Here is a 16,820-nt window from a genome sequence, read left to right as displayed (position 1 = left end):
ATCCTATCGGCGGTCGCTGCCCGCGTCTTGTCAGAACAGCCGCCCTCGCAGAATCAACAGGTCCGGGCTTCTCAGTACACCGGGGCCTTGCCGCGGATCGTCGTTGTAGCACAACAGGTCTGCCGACGCGCCATGGTCCAGGCTCGTCCGTCCCAGCCAGCGTCGAGCATCCCATGACGCTGCGCCCAGCGCCTCCGTCGGACTCATCCCGATACCCTTGAGCGCCTCGACCTCGTCGGCGATACGGCCGTGGGCGACTATGGTGCCGGCGTCCGTGCCCGCATACACCGGTACGCCGGCATCGCGCGCCGCAGCCATCCGCGCATAACACTTGGCATGCAGGTCGCGCATGTGGGCGGCGTACGTCGGGTACTTCTCCGCCGACGCAGCGATGCCCGGGAAGTTCTCGATATTGATCAGCGTGGGCACCAATGCGGTGCCGTGCTCGACCATCAGCTCGATGATGTCGTCGGTGACGCCGGTGCCGTGCTCGATGCAGTCGATCCCGGCGTTGATCAGGCCCGGCAGCGCGCCCTCACCGAAGACGTGCGCGGTGACCCGCGCTCGGTGGGAGTGCGCGGCATCGATTGCCGTCTTGAGCACGTCGTCGGACCACAGCGGCGCGAGATCGCCGACCTTCCGGTCGATCCAGTCGCCGACCAGCTTCACCCATCCGTCGCCGCGTCGGGCTTGCTCGGCCACCAGCTGCGGCAGTTGTGACTCGTCGTCGAGTTCGATTGCGAGGCCGGGCGAATAGCGCTTGGGCCTGGCGAGATGTCGGCCGGCGCGGATGATGCGCGGCAGGTCGGCGTGATCGTCCAGGGGGCGGGTATCAGTCGGTGAGCCGCAGTCGCGCAGCAGCAACGCGCCGACGTCGCGTTCCGTCTCGGCCTGGTTGATCGCCTCGTCGAGTTCGATGGCGCCGTGCGCGCCCAGCCCGACGTGACAGTGGGCGTCAACCAGTCCTGGGATGATCCAGCCGCCGTCGAAGACCGTGTCAGCGCCTACAACCGGCTCCACGCAGATTTTTCCGTCGATGATCCACAGCTCCAGCGGGGCGTCATCGGGTAGGCCTTTGCCGCGGATGTGCAGTCGCACCCCGCGCCTACTTCTTGCCAGGGAACTTCAGTTGGGACAAGTCGAAGTCCGCCAGCCCGGGTGGCAACTCGTTGAGCCCTTCCGGCATGTGCGACAGATCGGGGAATCCCGCCGGCATGCCGGCGCCGAGCGGGCTGCGCGCCTTCGGCGGAGTGGGACCGCGCTTCTTGCCCTTTTTCCCCTTGCCCCCCTTGGCTTTTCGCGACGATTTACGGCCCAGGCCGGGCATGCCCATGCTGCCCATCATCGACGACATCATCTTGCGCGCCTCGAAGAACCGGTCGACCAGCTGGTTGACCTCGGAGACCGTCACACCGGAGCCGTTGGCGATCCGCAGCCGCCGCGAGGCGTTGATGATCTTGGGGTCGGCCCGCTCCTCGGGTGTCATGCCGCGGATGATGGCCTGCAGCCGGTCGAGTTGTTTGTCGTCGACGGCGGCCAGTGCCTCTTTCATCTGGCCGGCGCCGGGCAGCATGCCCAGCAGGTTGCCGATCGGCCCCATCTTGCGGATGGCGAGCATCTGTTCAAGGAAGTCCTCCAAGGTCAGCTCGCCGGTGCCGATCTTCGCGGCGGCAGCCTCGGCCTGTTGGGCGTCGAAGACTTGCTCGGCCTGTTCGATCAGGCTCAGCACATCGCCCATGCCCAGAATGCGGCTGGCCATCCGGTCTGGATGGAAGACGTCGAAGTCCTCGAGCTTCTCGCCGGTGGATGCAAAAAGGATTGGCACACCGGTCACTTCGCGCACCGATAGCGCGGCGCCGCCGCGGGCATCACCGTCGAGCTTGGTCAGCACGACCCCGGTGAACCCGACGCCCGCGCCGAACGCCTCGGCGGTGGTGACGGCGTCCTGCCCGATCATGGCGTCGAGGACGAACAGCACCTCGTCCGGGGTGATGGCCGCGCGAATGGCGGCAGCCTGGGCCATCATCTCGTCGTCGATGCCGAGCCGGCCGGCGGTGTCGACGATGACGACGTCGAAGAGCTTAGCTCGCGCCTCGGCCACCCCCTGGGAGGCCACCGCCACGGGATCACCGGGGCCGGCCTCGGGTGACGCGCCGGGGTGGGGCGCGAACACCGGGACGCCGGCCCGTTCGCCGACGACTTGGAGCTGGTTCACCGCGGCCGGCCGCTGCAGATCGCAGGCCACCAAAAGCGGTGTGTGCCCTTGTCCGCGAAGCCATTTGGCCAGTTTTCCGGCCAGCGTGGTCTTACCCGAGCCTTGCAGACCGGCGAGCATGATGACGGTCGGTGGTGTCTTCGCGAACGCGAGCTGTCGGGTCTGGCCGCCGAGGATGCCGATGAGCTCCTCGTTGACGATCTTGACGACCTGCTGCGCCGGGTTGAGGGCGCCCGACACTTCGGCGCCCTTCGCGCGGTCTTTGATCCGGCTGACGAATGCCCGCACCACCGGCAAGGACACGTCGGCTTCGAGGAGCGCCAGCCGAATTTCGCGGGTGGTGGCGTCGATGTCGGCGTCGGTCAACCGACCCTTGCCGCGCAGCTCCTGCAGGGCGCCGGTCAGGCGGTCGGAGAGTGATTCGAACACGCCGACCAGCGTAGCGGCGCAAGGAGCGAGCCTGGTCCTGCCCGGTTGCGACTGATAGGGCGGGAACCCATAATCCCCGGTAGCAGAGGTGACCGGGGGATGCTCTCGACCAGCGGCAATCCGCGATCACAATTCACCGCGACGAGGTCACCGTGAAGTGAACGACCCGGGCGCCGACATTGTCGGCCGCCAGTACGAGCGCTGGCGGTATCCACTCCCTATCGAAGACCTCGGTGTATGGACCGCTAACCACTGGGAATGGTTCGACCCTTCCCATGCCCACCGAGTTTTCTGGCCTGATCGGGACTACAAACCCGATCTCGACATCCTGATTACGGGGTGCGGCACCAACCAGGCAGCGGTTTTTGCGTACACCAACCCGGCGGCGAAAGTAGTGGCGGTCGATATTAGCCAGTCGTCGCTGGACCATCAGCAATATTTGAAAGACAAGCATCGACTTGGCAACCTCGACTTGCGCCTGCTTTCCGTCGACGAGCTGCCGACACTCGGACTCGACTTCGACCTGGTTGTATCGACTGGTGTTTTGCACCATATGGCCGACCCGCTCACAGGCATGAAAGCACTGGGCAGTTGCCTGCGAAGAGATGGCGCCCTAGGGGTAATGCTCTATGCGAAGTACGGCCGGATCGGGGTTGAACTGCTGCAATCCGTCTTCCGCGACCTGGGTCTGGGTCAAGATGACGCGTCGGTCGAAATTGTTAAAGACACCATTTCCGCGCTTCCGCCGGAACACCCCATTCGCAGCTATCTAAAAATTGCGCGTGATTTGCAGTCCGATGCCGCACTCGTCGATACATTCCTGCCCGCGCGTGAGCGGAGTTATACGGTCGAAGAATGTATCGATCTGGCCACCTCGGCTGGGCTCGCATTTCAGGGATGGTTCCACAAGACGCCGTATTATCCGCACGATTTATTTGCGCCAGAGACCGCGTTCTATTCGGCGATGAACGCTTTGCCGGAAAGGAAGCTGTGGTCCGTGATGGAACGTGTGCAGACGCTGAACGGTTGCCACTTTTTCATGGCGTGCCGCCGGGACCGACCGAAAGAAAGCTACGCAATCGATTTCTCGACCGTTGAATCCCTCGACTATGTGCCGGTGCTGCGCACTCGTTGCGGTATCTCCGGCACTGACATCGTTTGGCCGGGCGCGCGCATACGGGCCAACGCCGACCACCTGCCCTTCGTGCAGCGTGTCGACGGACGTCGCACGATTCGACAGATTGTGGCGGAGGTGGCGCAGAAGGGCGACTCGCACTGCCCCAGCACAACCAATCTGAGGGCGTACGCCCGCAAGCTTTTTCAGTCGCTGTGGCGTCTCGATTGGGTTGCCATGGCCCTGAGGCCGGCTTCAACTAATTAGCTGTCCGTTGGCATTCGCCGCGGCGACGTCTGGCGAACGCCCTCACCGCTACATACCGGGCAAGTGTGAGTTTTACTTAACGAGACTTTTACGTACGCGCAGATCGTATCGAACTTTGGCATGCTGCTGCTGAGCAGCAAAATTTAGCGAGCTGCACATGGCGGCGGGCAATTTGTTAAAAGTTTGTCCGCGGACGTTAAAAAACAATTAACCAACTATGTTTCCCGCCCCTCCTTACGCGAGGGTGTAGCCGTGGATGCGTTGCGAAAACACGCACGCCCCATTGGTCACGTCGGCCCAGCCCCATTACGGGGCCGATCTTTTCGCGGGAGAAATGTATGTCGTTCGTGAAGACGCTGACTGAGGCGCTAGCCGCGGCGGCGACCCAACTGGAGGCTCTCGGCAGCTCGATGGCGGCCGAGAACGCAGCTGCCGCCACCCCGACCACGGCCATCGCACCCGCTGCCTCCGACGAGGTGTCGGCGTTGCAGGCGGGCATCTTTTCTACCTATGGCCAGCTCTACCAAACAGCCAGTTCCCAAGCTCAAGCCATTCACCAGCAATTCGTGAGTCTCCTGGGTACCAGCGCCGGCTCGTACGGAGAAACCGAGGCGGCCAACCAGATGGCGGCCGCCTCGACGCCGTTGTCGGGAATTAGCTCACTGGCCGCCGCGTCGCCGGCAGCGACCCAGTCCACCGGGCTCGGCGACATTCTGGAAAGCCTGGCCCAGACGCTCGGCAATTCGCCGCTGAGCAGTCCCATAGCCAACTTGGCGAACATCCAGGTCGGTAACTGGGCGTCGGCGAGTTCGGACCTGATCGGAATGGCCGGCGGCGGTCTCCTCACCGCTCTGCCCGCAGAGGCCGCCGAAGGCGGCTTGGCCGACCTGGCCGGCATCGTCGACCCAGTCGGAGCCGGCGGCGTGAGTGGCGCTGCCAGTGTCGGCGCGGCGCCGGTGTTGGCAGGGGTCGGCCAGGCCTCCTCGATCGGCGGCATGTCGGTCCCGCCCAGTTGGGCCGGCGAAGTTTCGGCGGCAAGCACTCCGGTGCGGTTGGCGGCTCAAAGCTGGGCCACCGCGGCGCCGGACACGCCCGCGCCGGTGGCGACAATGCCAGCCGGTATGCCGTCGGTGGCCTCGGCCGGCCGTGGCGGCATGGGGCTCGGAGCCCCGCGCTACGGCGTCAAACCCAAAGTCATGCCCAAGCCGACGGTCCTCTAGGAATTCGAGCGGCCAGCGCTGGCCGGTAACCACCAAACGCAGTCGACCAGATCGAGAACAGGATTCCAGGAAATGTTTTTTGATTTTGCAGCGCGATCCCCGGAGATCAACTCCGCCCTCATGTACGCAGGCGCCGGGGCGGGCCCGATGGTGGCCGCCGCCTCGGCGTTCAGCAGCCTTGCCTCTGAACTGAGCACAACGGCGACTGGCTATCAATCGGTGATCTCACAGCTCACCGGCTCCGCCTGGCAGGGTCCGTCGGCGACGGCGATGGCCGCCGCGGCCGAGCCCTACATCACCTGGTTGAACACCACCTCAGGGCAACTACAGAAGGCGGCCTCGCAAGCAATTGCATCGGCGGCAGCGTACGAGACGGCATTTGCCGCCACGGTGCCGCCACCGCTGATCGCCGCCAACAGGGCGCAGCTCGCAACGCTGGTGGCGACCAACGTCCTGGGGCAAAACACTCCGGCGATCGCGGCCAACGAGGCTCAATACGCCGAGATGTGGGCACAAGATGCCGCCGCACTGTACGCCTACGCCGCCAAATCGGCGGCCCTCGCGCAAATGCAACCGGTGACCCCGCCGGCGGACAACACCAACCCAGCCGGGGCTGGGTTGCAAGCTGCCGCGGTCTCCAATGCCGTGAACAGCAATGCGACGGCATCCGGGCTCAACGGGGTGCTGTCCAGCCTCACCAATGCACAAGGGGCGCTGGCTAACCCGGTGAACGCAGCGGCGGCCGCCGCTCCGGCGAGTTCTGGGACGTCGGTTTGGCAAGGCCTCAACGACCTCCTGAATACCGGCATCGTCACCAACAGCATCAACACTGCTGATGTCACAGCCTCCTGGAATGTGATGATGCTTTTGTCGGCGATGCCACTTCTTGGGCACTTTCTTTCGAACGCCCCAGCTGGCGTCACCATCGGCGACGTCACTCCCCTCGGGGCGGGCTTAGGCGGAGGAGTCCTCGCGGGCGCGACGGCTCCTGCGGCAGGCGGCGTTGGTGCGGCGCCGGTCGCGGCGAGCATGGGCGAAGCCTCTCTGGTGGGCAAGATGTCGGTGCCGGCCAGCTGGTCGGCCGCGACTCCGGAAACCAGCGTTGCTACCGAGTTCGAAGGTTCAGGCTGGACCGTTGCTCCGGAGGAAACCACGCCGGTGGCAACCGTGCCGGCCGGTATGCCATCGGTGGCCTCGGCTGGGCGTGGGGGCTATGGTTTCGGCACTCCGCGCTACGGAGTCAAGCCCACCGTGATGCCCAAGACAGTCCTGGTGTGACGAGCCCGGAAGTGACCGCGCGGCGCTGATCCTCAGCTTGCGTAGTCGACAGATCTGTCCACCACGGCGTCTCCCAACACGGCGAACAGTTCGCGTTCCACCGCCGATTGCACATCCTCAGACGCCTCCGCCGCCTGGGCTGGCAGCACCACAGAAAAAACGTCGTCGACCATCGAGCCCACGGTGGTGACCTTCGCCCACACGATGTCGACAGCGGCCCGTTCCAAGGCGTTGGTCAACTGCGCAAGCAAGCCCGTCCGGTCGGTCGTGCGGATTTCCACGATCAGCCGCTCGGGCGTGCCGCCGAACCACAGAATGCGCGGCGGAGCGGTCGGCCGATGGGCCGGCACGCCGGTCGGCACGTCCCCGACGGGGCTGTTATGGGCTTCGCCCTCTCGACGCCGGTCGAGCATCGCCGGAACGTTGATGTCGCCGGCCAGTGCACCGACCAACTGTTGACGCAAAAGTTCTGCCGCAGCGGGCTGCCCGAACAACGGCGACACCACGAACTCATTGATCGCAGCACCTTGGTGAATGTTCACTGCGGCGGAGTGCACTCGTAGCGAATTCAGCGCCAACACGCCCGCAGCTTTCGACAGCAGCCCCCGCTCGTCGGGGGCGATCATCACGACGTGATACCGCGAGCCATCGCCTTGCCTGACTTCCACGTGCACCCCGTGGTCGTCTGCAAGCGCAAGATATTCGGGGTCAATGGGATCCGGGTGGGGCAAGTTCTCCCCGGCCATCACCATATGGCAGCGGCGCACCAGATCGCTGATCAGCGAGGCTTTCCACTCACTCCACACCCCTGGACCAGTGGCCAGCGCGTCAGCCTCCGTCAATGCGTGCAGCACATCGAGCACAACCGGGTCTCCCCCGACGGCATCGGCGACCGCCGCAATCGTCTGCGGGTCGTGCAGGTCGCGCCGCGTGGCTGTCTTGGCCAAAAGCAGGTGATGCCGAACGAGTTTCGACAGCATCTCCGCGTCGGCCGGCCACATACCCAACCGGGCACCGATCACAGTGGCTAGCTCCGCACCGATCACACTGTGATCGGTGCCGCGCCCTTTGCCGATGTCGTGCAGCAGTGCGGCCAGTATCAGCAGGTCAGGTCGCGCCACGCGGGTCGCGAAAGCACTTGCCCGGACCGCGGTCTCGACGAGGTGACGATCCACGGTCCAGGTGTGGATCGCGTCGCGGGGCGGTAGATCGCGGATGGCGGCCCACTCGGGCAGCAGCCGTGTCCACAGGCCAACCCGGTCGAGGGATTCGATCGTCGCGACCGCGGCCGGCCCGGCACTGAGCAGAACCAACAGATCGTCCACCGCATCGGCCGGCCACGGGGTGGACAGCTCGGGTGCGGTGTCGGCGAGCCGGCTCAGCGTGGCGGCCGCGATGGGCAGTTCCGCGACGGCCGACGCGGCGGCCACTCGCAGCAACAGACCCGGGTCGTTCTCTGGTCGGGCATCTCGGGCCAGCACGACTTCCCCGGCGTACTCGACCACACCGTCGTCCAGTGGCCGGCGTCGTCGTCGCCGCAATGCCGACATTCCTCGACGCGGCAGCGAATTCGCGGCGGTCCGTAAGGCGGCGTCGACGTGGTAGCTGATGGTTCGAGCCGCGTCCGACAGCACGCGCGCCAGGTCGAACCTGTCCCCGAGCTGCAGGGCGTCGCTGATGTCGTCGGCGTATTGGGCCAACAGCACGTCATGGCCGCGGCCCGACACCCGATGCAGCTCGGTACGCACATCGATCAGCGCCCGACAAGCCCAGTCCATGGAACCGGCCAGGGTCTCCGGGGTGAGGAGCGCCTGGCGGTCGGCGAGCTGGGCGATAGCGAGCCCGTCGAGCAACTGGATGTCACGCAGGCCGCCGCGGCCGAATTTCAGATCAGGCTCGGCACGGTGCGCGATTTCGCCGGTGCGGCGCCAACGGGAGTGGGCTGCCTCGACCAGTTCGCCGAATCGAGAGCGGATTCCGCTCCTCCACTGCCGCCGAACGCCGTCGACAAGCTGCTCCGACAGCGCGGCGTCGCCCGCAATGTGGCGTGCTTCCAGCATTGCCAGGCCCGAGGAGATGTCCGCGCCAGCGATTTCCAGCGCCTCGGCAACGGTTCGTACGCAGTGGTCGAGGCGAATGTTGGCGTCCCACAAGGGATACCACAACAGGTCGGCGACCTGCTCGACGACATTGGCGGGCATGTTGTTGTGTACCAACATCAGGTCGAGGTCGGAGTGAGGCAGCAGCTCGCCTCGGCCCAGGGAACCTGTTGCGACGATCGCGAAGCCGCTGTTGGTCGTGATGCCGATCTCGACTGCCTTGGTGGTCAACCAGGACTCGTGCAGATCCTGCCACGCGTTTCGCAGTGCAGCCGAATCGAGTTCGCGCGGGCCGCGCGCAAGCAGGCGTTCCCGTGCCGCGACCAAATCAACTGCGGGGCGGGCGCTTTCAGGCGCCGGGCCCTCCCATCGAGAGTTTGGGACGGAATCGGACCTGCGTGGTCTCATGCTATCTGGCCGAGCAGACGCAAAAGTCCCTTAAACCGCTTGGAATTCGGTACTTTTGCGTCTGCTCGCGCATGCTGGTTGTCATAGCGCATCAGGACCGCGTTCACCCGTGCGCACCCGCACAACGGTTTCTACCGGGCTGACCCACACTTTGCCGTCGCCGATCTTGCCGGTGCGCGCCGCGCGCACCACGCTGTCGACGACTTTGTCGACGATCGAATCGTCGACAACAACCTCGATGCGAACCTTCGGGACGAATTCGACGGAGTACTCAGCGCCCCGGTACACCTCCGTGTGACCCTTCTGCCGCCCGTACCCCTGGACCTCGCTCACCGTCATCCCCAGGACGCCCGCCTCCTCCAGGCTGGTCTTGACGTCGTCGAGCGTGAACGGCTTCACGATCGCGGTGATCAGCTTCATATCCACTCTCCTCCAAGGCGTGACGACCAAGAACCGAACCGCTGACGACCGCGAAATCGTAGCCGCTCTCAGCGTGTTGAGCCTCATCGATGCCTGACGCTTCGTCCTCCCGGCTCAGCCGCAGCCCGATGGTGTATTTCAGGATCAAAGCCAAGATAGCGGTGACGACAGCCGAATACGTGAGAACACTGAAAGCGCCGATTGCTTGGCGTTCCAGCTGAGCTAACCCGCCGCCGTAGAATAAGCCGGGCGACACGCCGGTGACGCCGGCGATGGCGGTGGTCTGCGGGGCGGCGAGCAGGCCGACCAACAGTGTGCCCACCAGACCGCCGACGAGGTGCACTCCGACCACGTCGAGCGAATCGTCAAAGCCCAACCGGTATTTCAGCCCCACGGCCAGCGCGCAGAACACGCCGGCCGCCACGCCGATTCCCAACGCGCCCACCGCGTTGACCGACGAGCACGACGGTGTGATGGCGACCAGGCCGGCGACGATGCCGGATGCGGCTCCCAGCGAGGTGGCGTGCCCGTCGCGGATGCGCTCGGTGAGCAGCCAGGCCAGCATGGCGGCGGCAGTAGCGACCGTGGTGGTCATGAACGTGGACCCGGCAGCACCGTTGGCGCTGGTAGCCGATCCGGCGTTGAACCCGTACCAGCCGAACCACAGCAGTCCGGCGCCGAGCATCACAAACGGCAGGTTGTGCGGTCGTATCACCGCTTTGGGCCAGCCCTGACGCCGGCCTACGACGATTGCCAACACAAGCCCGGCCGTCCCGGCATTGATGTGCACCGCGGTCCCGCCGGCGAAGTCGATTGCGTGCAGCTTGTTGAGGATCCAGCCGCCGTGGGCGGCCGCGAACTTGTCGGCCGCGAACACCCAGTGCGCGATCGGGAAGTAGACGAATGTCGCCCACAGTCCGGCGAACACCGTCCACGCGCCGAACTTCATCCGGTCGGCCACCGCACCGGAGATCAGCGCGACCGTGATGATCGCGAACATCAGCTGGAATGCGACGTAGACGACGTGGGGCATGGTGCCCGCCAACGGGATCTGCAGCGCCGCGGTGTGCGTCTTCGGATCCTCGGCGACGGCGTTGACACCGATGAGACCTTTGAGTCCCCAGTATTCGGTCGGCCTGCCGGCGATGTTGCCGACGTCGTCGCCGAAGGCCAGCGAGTAACCGTAGAGCACCCACAGCACCGTCACGACGCCCATCGCGCTGACGCTCATCATGATCATGTTGAGCACGCTTCTGGCGCGGACCATCCCGCCGTAGAAGAACGCCAGGCCCGGCGTCATCAACAGCACCAGTGCGGAGCTCGCCAGCATCCAGGCGGTGTCGCCAGTATTGGGAATGCCCATGGTTGGGAATTGGTCCACTCGACATCACCTCCGCATCCGCGCAGTCCCGGCCACCAAAGATGACCGATGACCTTGTCAGACAATGCGCAAAGGTTGTTGCGGCGTTAGTGCCTCAACGTTTCGCGGAGGTTACGTAATTCTCACTGCAACGAGAGGAGTCAGCCCAGCAGCGCGTCGACGAAGGCCGCAGGCTCGAACGGGGCGAGGTCGTCCGGCCCTTCACCGAGCCCGACGAGTTTCACGGGCACGCCCAGTTCTTGTTGGACGCGGAAAACGATGCCGCCCTTGGCTGTTCCGTCCAACTTCGTGAGCACTGCGCCGGTGATGTCGACGACGTCGGCGAATACCCGCGCCTGGGCCAGCCCGTTCTGACCGATTGTGGCGTCCAGCACCAGCAACACCTCGTCGACCGCCGCCCGCCGGCTCACCACCCGCTTGACTTTGCCGAGTTCGTCCATCAGCCCCGTTTTGGTATGCAGCCGGCCGGCGGTGTCGATGAGCACGACGTCGGCGCCCGCGGCGATGCCCTTGTCGACGGCGTCGTAGGCCACCGAGGCGGGGTCGGCGCCCTCGGCGCCGCGCACCACCTCGGCGCCGACGCGGGCGGCCCAGGTTTCCAGCTGGTCGGCCGCGGCGGCCCGGAAGGTGTCGGCGGCGCCCAGCACGACGCGCCGGCCGTCGGCCACCAGCACACGCGCCAGCTTGCCGACGGTTGTGGTTTTCCCGGTGCCGTTGACGCCCACGACCAGCAGCACCGACGGGTGGTCGGGGTGCGGCAGCGCACGGATCGAGCGATCCAGCTCGGGCCGCAGCTCGGTGACCAGGACCTCCCGCAGCACCGCGCGGGCGTCGGCCTCGGTACGCACGCTGCTGCTGGCGAGCCGGCTGCGCAGCTGCGATACCACCGAGTCAGTGGCCGCCGGGCCGAGGTCGGCCACCAGCAAAGTGTCCTCGACGTCTTGCCAGGAATCTTCGTCGAGGTCGCCGCCGCCGAGTAGGCCAAGCATGCTGCGGCCCAGCGTGTTCTGCGACCGGGCGAGCCGGCCGCGTAGGCGTTCCAGGCGTCCCTCAGGAGGTGCGATCGCACCGATGTCGGGTGCGGCCGGCGGCGCTTCGATCTCGGGTGCGGCCGGCGGTGCCCCGATGTCGGGTGCGGCCGGTGGTGTCTCGACCTGCTGGGTCTCGGGCTCGGGCAGCTGGACGTCGGCGATCGCCCGCTTGAGGGCGTCGCGCGGGACGGCTGCGTCGTCGCCGACGCCGGGCAGGCCGGTGGTATCGATGCGGTCCGGCGCCGCGGTCTGAGTGAACGTGATGCCCGACGACGTGGTGTAGCCGCCGGAATGGTCGAGCGTGCCGGCTTGCTGGCGGGCCGACAGGCTGATCCGGCGCCGTCGGTACAGCATCAGGCCAACGGTCAGCGCAGCGATGACCACCAGTACGGCGGCGACCGCAACAGCGATCCACAAGGCGTCGGACACGATGGACTCCTGGCTATCGTGAGCTGCCGACGAGCTGGTCCACGCGGTGGCCGCGCATGCGCTGCGAGATCACCGCGGTGATGCCGTCGTCACGCATGGTCACGCCGTAGAGGGCGTCGGCCACTTCCATCGTCGGCTTTTGGTGCGTGATGATGATCAGCTGGGACTGGTCGCGCAGTTGCTCGAAAAGGCTGAGCAGCCGCTGGAGGTTCACGTCGTCCAGCGCCGCCTCGACCTCATCCATGATGTAGAACGGCGACGGCCGGGCCCGGAAGATCGCCACCAGCATCGCCACCGCGGTCAGCGCCTTCTCGCCGCCGGAGAGCAACGACAGCCGCTTGACCTTCTTGCCGGGGGGCCGGGCCTCGACCTCGATGCCGGTGGTCAGCATGTCGTCGGGATCGGTGAGCCGCAGCTGGCCTTCCCCGCCGGGGAACAAGGTGGCGAACACCGCGCGGAACTCGCGTTCCACGTCGGCGTAGGCATCGCGGAACACCTGCAGGATGCGCGCGTCGACGTCGGCGATGACATCGAGCAGGTCCTTGCGGGCGGCCTTGACGTCTTCGAGCTGGGTGGCCAGGAAGTTATAGCGCTCCTCCAGCGCGGCGTACTCCTCCAGCGCCAGCGGATTCACCCGGCCCAGTTCGGCCAGTTCGCGTTCGGCGCGTTTGGCCCGGCGTTCCTGGGTGGGCCGGTCGAACGGCATCGGCGCCGGCGGCGTGACCTGCTCGCCGCGGTCGCGGGCCTGCTCGTACTCGGCCAGCTCGAGCTCGGTCGGCGGCAGCGGGATGTCGGGGCCGTATTCGGCGACCAAGTCGTCTGGCGCCATCCCGAACTGCTCGAGCACCATCTGCTCGAGCTGTTCGATGCGAAGCGCTGCTTCCGCTTTGGCCACCTCGTCGCGGTGAAGCGCTTCGGTGAGCGCCGCGATGCGGGTGCGCAGCGCGTCCACCTCCTCGCGAACCGCGGCCATTGCGGCCGAACGCTGTTGGCGCTCAACGGATAACTCGTCGCGCTGGCGTGAGGCCGCGTCCACGACCTGGGTCAGCCGCCCAGCCAGCAGCCGTCCGCAGTCGGCTACCGCCGCGGCTACTGCGGCTGCGCGTTCCCGAGCAGCACGAGCTTGCTCAGCGCGCAGCCGGGCCTCGCGTTCGGCTGCGGCAGCTCGCCGTAGTGAATCCGCGCGTCCGCGAACGGCATTCGCGCGTTCTTCAGCGGTGCGAACCGCCAGCCGGGCGTCCACTTCGGCAGCCCGCGCGGTCTCCAACAAGCAGCGCGCGGCGTCGATCTGCGCCCGGTCGATAGGTTCGGCCGCCGAACCGTGTTGGGTCTCTTGGGCATTGCGCAGCCGGGTTTCGAGATCGCTGAGTTCCTCGACGGTCTGCGCGCGCCCGGTTTCCAATTCTTCGCGCTGACGCAGCAGCCGGCCCCACTCCTCTTCGGCGCTGCGGGCGTCCTGGCCCAGTCGGCCCAGCTGCTCATAGATGGCCGCGATCGCGGCGTCGGATTCGTTGAGCGCGGCCAGCGCCTGCTCGGCTGCGTCTTGGCGGGCGGCCTGTTCGGTGAGCGCGCCAGAGAGCGCAGCGCTCAGTTCGTCGGCCTGGGCCTCGGCGGCAGCCAGTTCGGCGCAGGCCTTGTCGATCTCCGAGGTGAGTTCCAGCGTGGACGGCTTGCGGTCCGAGCCGCCGCTGACCCACCCGGCACCGACCAGGTCGCCGTCGCGGGTGACCGCACGCAGCTGCGGGTGGGCGGCGACGAGGTCGAGTGCTGCGGCCAAGTCGCCGACCACCGCGACCCCGCAGAGCATGGCGGTCATCGCGCCGCGCAGCTGAGGCGGTGCCTCGACGAGGTCGAGGGCCCACAAGGCGCCGTCGGGCAGTGAAACCGCTGGCGTGTGGTCTTGCACCGGCCAATTGCCCAGCACGATGGCCGCCCGTCCCGCGTCGGCCTCCTTGAGCGCGGTCATCGCTGTGCGGGCCGCACCGACACTGTCCGCCGCGAGCGCATCGGCGGCCGCCCCGAGGACCGCGGCCAGCGCTGGCTCGTAGCCCGAGCGCACCTTGACCAGCTTTGCAATCGATCCGAAAAGCCCTGTCGCGCTGTGGTTTTGACTGAGCCAGGCGGCGCCGTCCTTGCGTTCGAGGCTGACCGATAGTGCGTCGATGCGGGCTCGCAGTGAAGCGACTTGCCGTTCGGCGCCGCGCTCAGCGGCCTGTAGTTCGGCGACTCGTTCGTCGGCCAACCGCAGTGCGGCGACCATCCGGTCGTGGTGCTCGTCGAGGCCGACCTCGCCCTGATCCAACTCGCCGACCCGAGCCTGCACGGTTTCGAACTCGGCGTGCGCCTGCTGGGTTCGTGCGGCTGCCTCTTCGATGCGCTCCGACAACTTGGCGATGCTGTCGTCGATCGATTCCACCCGCGCGCGCATGGTCTCGACCTGGCCGGCGAGCCGAGCCAGGCCCTCGCGGCGGTCTGCCTCAGCCCGCACCGCCGCCATGTGCGCCTTCTCGGCGTCGGCGAGGCTGCGTTCACGCTGGGCCAGTTCCGCGCGGGCGGCGTCCAGCCCGGTGCGGGCGGTGGCCAGCTCTGCCAACAGCTGCTGCTCTTGGGCCGACACCTGCTCGGCTTCGGCCTCCAGCGCATCCGGGTCGGGCCCGCTGGTTGCGGCCGGTTCCACGTCGAGGTGCTGGGCACGCTCGCTGGCGATGCGCACGGTGGCGCCGACCCGTTCGGCCAACGCGGACAGCCGAAACCATGTCTGCTGGGCGGTTTCGGCCCGTTCGGACAGTGCGGCCGATGCCACCTCGTGCGCGGCCAACTCGTCAGAGGCCACCGCTAACCGCGCCGAGGCCTCGTCATGCTCGCGGCGTAGCGCTGCCTCGGCCTGGCTGGTATCTGCCAGTTCGGCCTGGCGGGCGACGATGTCGTCGGCGGCCAGCCGCAGCCGTGCGTCGCGCAGGTCGGCCTGGATGGTCTGCGCGCGACGGGCCACTTCGGCCTGGCGACCCAACGGTTTGAGCTGACGGCGCAGCTCGGTGGTCAGATCGGTCAGCCGCGCCAGGTTTGCTGACATCGCGTCGAGTTTGCGGACGGCCTTTTCCTTGCGCTTGCGGTGTTTGAGCACCCCGGCCGCTTCCTCGATGAACGCACGGCGGTCTTCGGGGCGCGACTGCAAGATCTCTTCCAGCTTGCCCTGCCCGACGATGACATGCATCTCGCGGCCGATGCCGGAATCGGAGAGCAGCTCTTGTATGTCCATCAAACGGCAACTGCTGCCGTTGATTTCGTACTCGCTGGCGCCGTCGCGGAACATCCGGCGGGTGATCGAGACCTCGGAGTATTCGATCGGCAGGGCGTTGTCGGAGTTGTCGATGGTGACGGTAACTTCGGCCCGGCCCAGGGGCGGGCGCGAGGATGTCCCGGCGAAGATGACGTCTTCCATTTTGCCGCCGCGCAGCGTCTTGGCCCCCTGCTCGCCCATTACCCAGGCCAGCGCGTCGACCACATTGGATTTGCCCGAGCCGTTGGGGCCCACCACCGCGGTGATGCCCGGCTCGAAACGCAGAGTCGTTGGTGAGGCGAAGGACTTGAAGCCCTTCAGCGTCAGACTCTTGAGGTACACGACGTGCCAGACTACCGCCGAATTGCCCGACTCCTCCCACGCCGCTCCGCGCCGCGCATCGTCGTCGGGCGACCGCCGAATTGCCCGACTCCTCCCACGCCGCTCCGCGCCGCGCATCGTCGTCGGGCGACCGCCGAATTGCCCGACTCCTCCCACGCCGCTCCGCGCCGCGCATCGTCGTCGGGCTGCCGGCGTCCAGATCGGTATGCCGTTAGCGCGCGCTGAATCCTTCGATGTCTTCCGTGTCGTCAGACCACTCGGCGTCGACGGCGTCGACGCGGCCGGGCGTGTCGCCGCTTTGTAGCAGGTCAAGCAGGCGTTGACAGGTGTCGCGCGGTCCCTGAGCGACGACCAGCACTCGTCCGTCGAGGCGGTTGGCGACGTATCCGGTCAATCCCAATTCCAGCGCGCGGGAGCGAGTCCACCAGCGAAAGCCCACTCCCTGCACCCGCCCGCGGACCAAGGCGGTGAGCCGAACGTCAGACTCCGACATCGGCCACCGCGAAGCTGACTTGGGTTCCCGACTTGAGTGTGCGGCCCACCGTGCAGACCTGGTCGACGGCCCGGTTGACGACGGCGCGCAGGCGCTCTGCTTCGGCGTCGGTCAAGCCGGACAGGTCGACCTCGAGGGTCTCCTCCAGCAGTGGATAGCGTTCCTGCTCGCGATCGGCGGCGCCGGACACCTTGACCACCGCCTTGTAGTCGTCGCCGAGACGGCGGGCCAGCGGCTGGTCACTGGCCATCCCGCTGCATGCAGCGAGCGCGATCTTGAGCAGCTCACCGGGCGTGAAGACACCGTCGACGTCCTCGGAGCCGACCAGGACCTCCGCGCCTCGCGAGCTGTACCCGGTGTAGCGGCGGACCCCGGTGCGCTCCACCCACAGTTGCGTCATAAGTTCTTTCTTAC

At 66.7% G+C, this 16,820-nt stretch carries 12 protein-coding genes; 3 read left to right on the top strand and 9 right to left on the bottom strand.

Going from position 1 to position 16,820, the window contains the following annotated elements:
* Window positions 1–30: 30 nt before the first annotated feature.
* Both G6N15_RS15790 and ffh read right to left on the bottom strand, forming a co-directional pair.
* A complete protein-coding gene (locus G6N15_RS15790) occupies window positions 31–1,119 on the bottom strand; it encodes a metal-dependent hydrolase family protein (protein ID WP_232070478.1) in 1,089 nt (362 codons plus the stop codon).
* Window positions 1,106–2,644, bottom strand: coding sequence for a signal recognition particle protein (gene ffh, locus G6N15_RS15785; protein ID WP_083088144.1), 1,539 nt, complete (start codon window positions 2,642–2,644; stop codon window positions 1,106–1,108). Before ffh ends, G6N15_RS15790 begins: the two co-directional genes overlap by 14 nt.
* A 157-nt stretch (window positions 2,645–2,801) precedes the next feature.
* Here ffh and G6N15_RS15780 point away from each other — a divergent pair, with 157 nt between their 5' ends.
* The 3 genes from G6N15_RS15780 to G6N15_RS15770 all read left to right on the top strand — a co-directional run bounded on the left by G6N15_RS15780 (window position 2,802) and on the right by G6N15_RS15770 (window position 6,523).
* Window positions 2,802–4,025, top strand: coding sequence for a class I SAM-dependent methyltransferase (locus tag G6N15_RS15780; RefSeq protein ID WP_083088143.1), 1,224 nt, complete (start codon window positions 2,802–2,804; stop codon window positions 4,023–4,025).
* Between the two features lie 338 nt (window positions 4,026–4,363).
* A complete protein-coding gene (locus G6N15_RS15775; RefSeq protein ID WP_083088142.1) occupies window positions 4,364–5,245 on the top strand; it encodes a PPE family protein, SVP subgroup in 882 nt (293 codons plus the stop codon).
* Window positions 5,246–5,317: 72 nt separating this feature from the next.
* The gene (locus G6N15_RS15770; protein WP_083088141.1) at window positions 5,318–6,523 is read left to right on the top strand and encodes a PPE family protein; all 1,206 of its coding nucleotides are present in this window, start codon (window positions 5,318–5,320) and stop codon (window positions 6,521–6,523) included.
* Window positions 6,524–6,555: 32 nt separating this feature from the next.
* Here the strand turns inward: G6N15_RS15770 and G6N15_RS15765 are convergent, their stop codons facing one another.
* The 7 genes from G6N15_RS15765 to G6N15_RS22890 all read right to left on the bottom strand — a co-directional run bounded on the left by G6N15_RS15765 (window position 6,556) and on the right by G6N15_RS22890 (window position 16,806).
* On the bottom strand, window positions 6,556–9,030 hold the full coding sequence (locus G6N15_RS15765; protein ID WP_083088140.1) for a [protein-PII] uridylyltransferase: 2,475 nt from the start codon (window positions 9,028–9,030) through the stop codon (window positions 6,556–6,558).
* Window positions 9,031–9,111: 81 nt separating this feature from the next.
* Window positions 9,112–9,393: a P-II family nitrogen regulator gene (locus tag G6N15_RS15760; RefSeq protein ID WP_232070477.1), complete on the bottom strand. Its 282-nt coding sequence runs from the start codon at window positions 9,391–9,393 to the stop codon at window positions 9,112–9,114.
* A complete protein-coding gene (locus G6N15_RS15755) occupies window positions 9,302–10,831 on the bottom strand; it encodes an ammonium transporter (RefSeq protein WP_232070248.1) in 1,530 nt (509 codons plus the stop codon). Before G6N15_RS15755 ends, G6N15_RS15760 begins: the two co-directional genes overlap by 92 nt.
* Window positions 10,832–10,971: 140 nt before the next feature.
* Complete coding sequence (gene ftsY / locus G6N15_RS15750) at window positions 10,972–12,291, bottom strand: signal recognition particle-docking protein FtsY (protein ID WP_083088138.1); 1,320 nt, start codon at window positions 12,289–12,291, stop codon at window positions 10,972–10,974.
* Window positions 12,292–12,304: 13 nt separating this feature from the next.
* On the bottom strand, window positions 12,305–15,913 hold the full coding sequence (gene smc, locus G6N15_RS15745) for a chromosome segregation protein SMC (RefSeq protein WP_083088137.1): 3,609 nt from the start codon (window positions 15,911–15,913) through the stop codon (window positions 12,305–12,307).
* Between the two features lie 211 nt (window positions 15,914–16,124).
* Window positions 16,125–16,406, bottom strand: a complete 282-nt coding sequence (locus G6N15_RS22895; protein ID WP_083088136.1) for an acylphosphatase — start codon at window positions 16,404–16,406, stop codon at window positions 16,125–16,127.
* Entirely contained in the window at window positions 16,393–16,806 is a 414-nt protein-coding gene (locus tag G6N15_RS22890) for an OsmC family protein (protein WP_083088135.1), read from the bottom strand. Before G6N15_RS22890 ends, G6N15_RS22895 begins: the two co-directional genes overlap by 14 nt.
* Window positions 16,807–16,820 lie beyond the last annotated feature (14 nt).

Source organism: Mycobacterium noviomagense (genome assembly GCF_010731635.1).
Lineage (GTDB): Bacteria > Actinomycetota > Actinomycetes > Mycobacteriales > Mycobacteriaceae > Mycobacterium > Mycobacterium noviomagense.
This window is presented reverse-complemented; position numbering and strand designations above follow the sequence as displayed.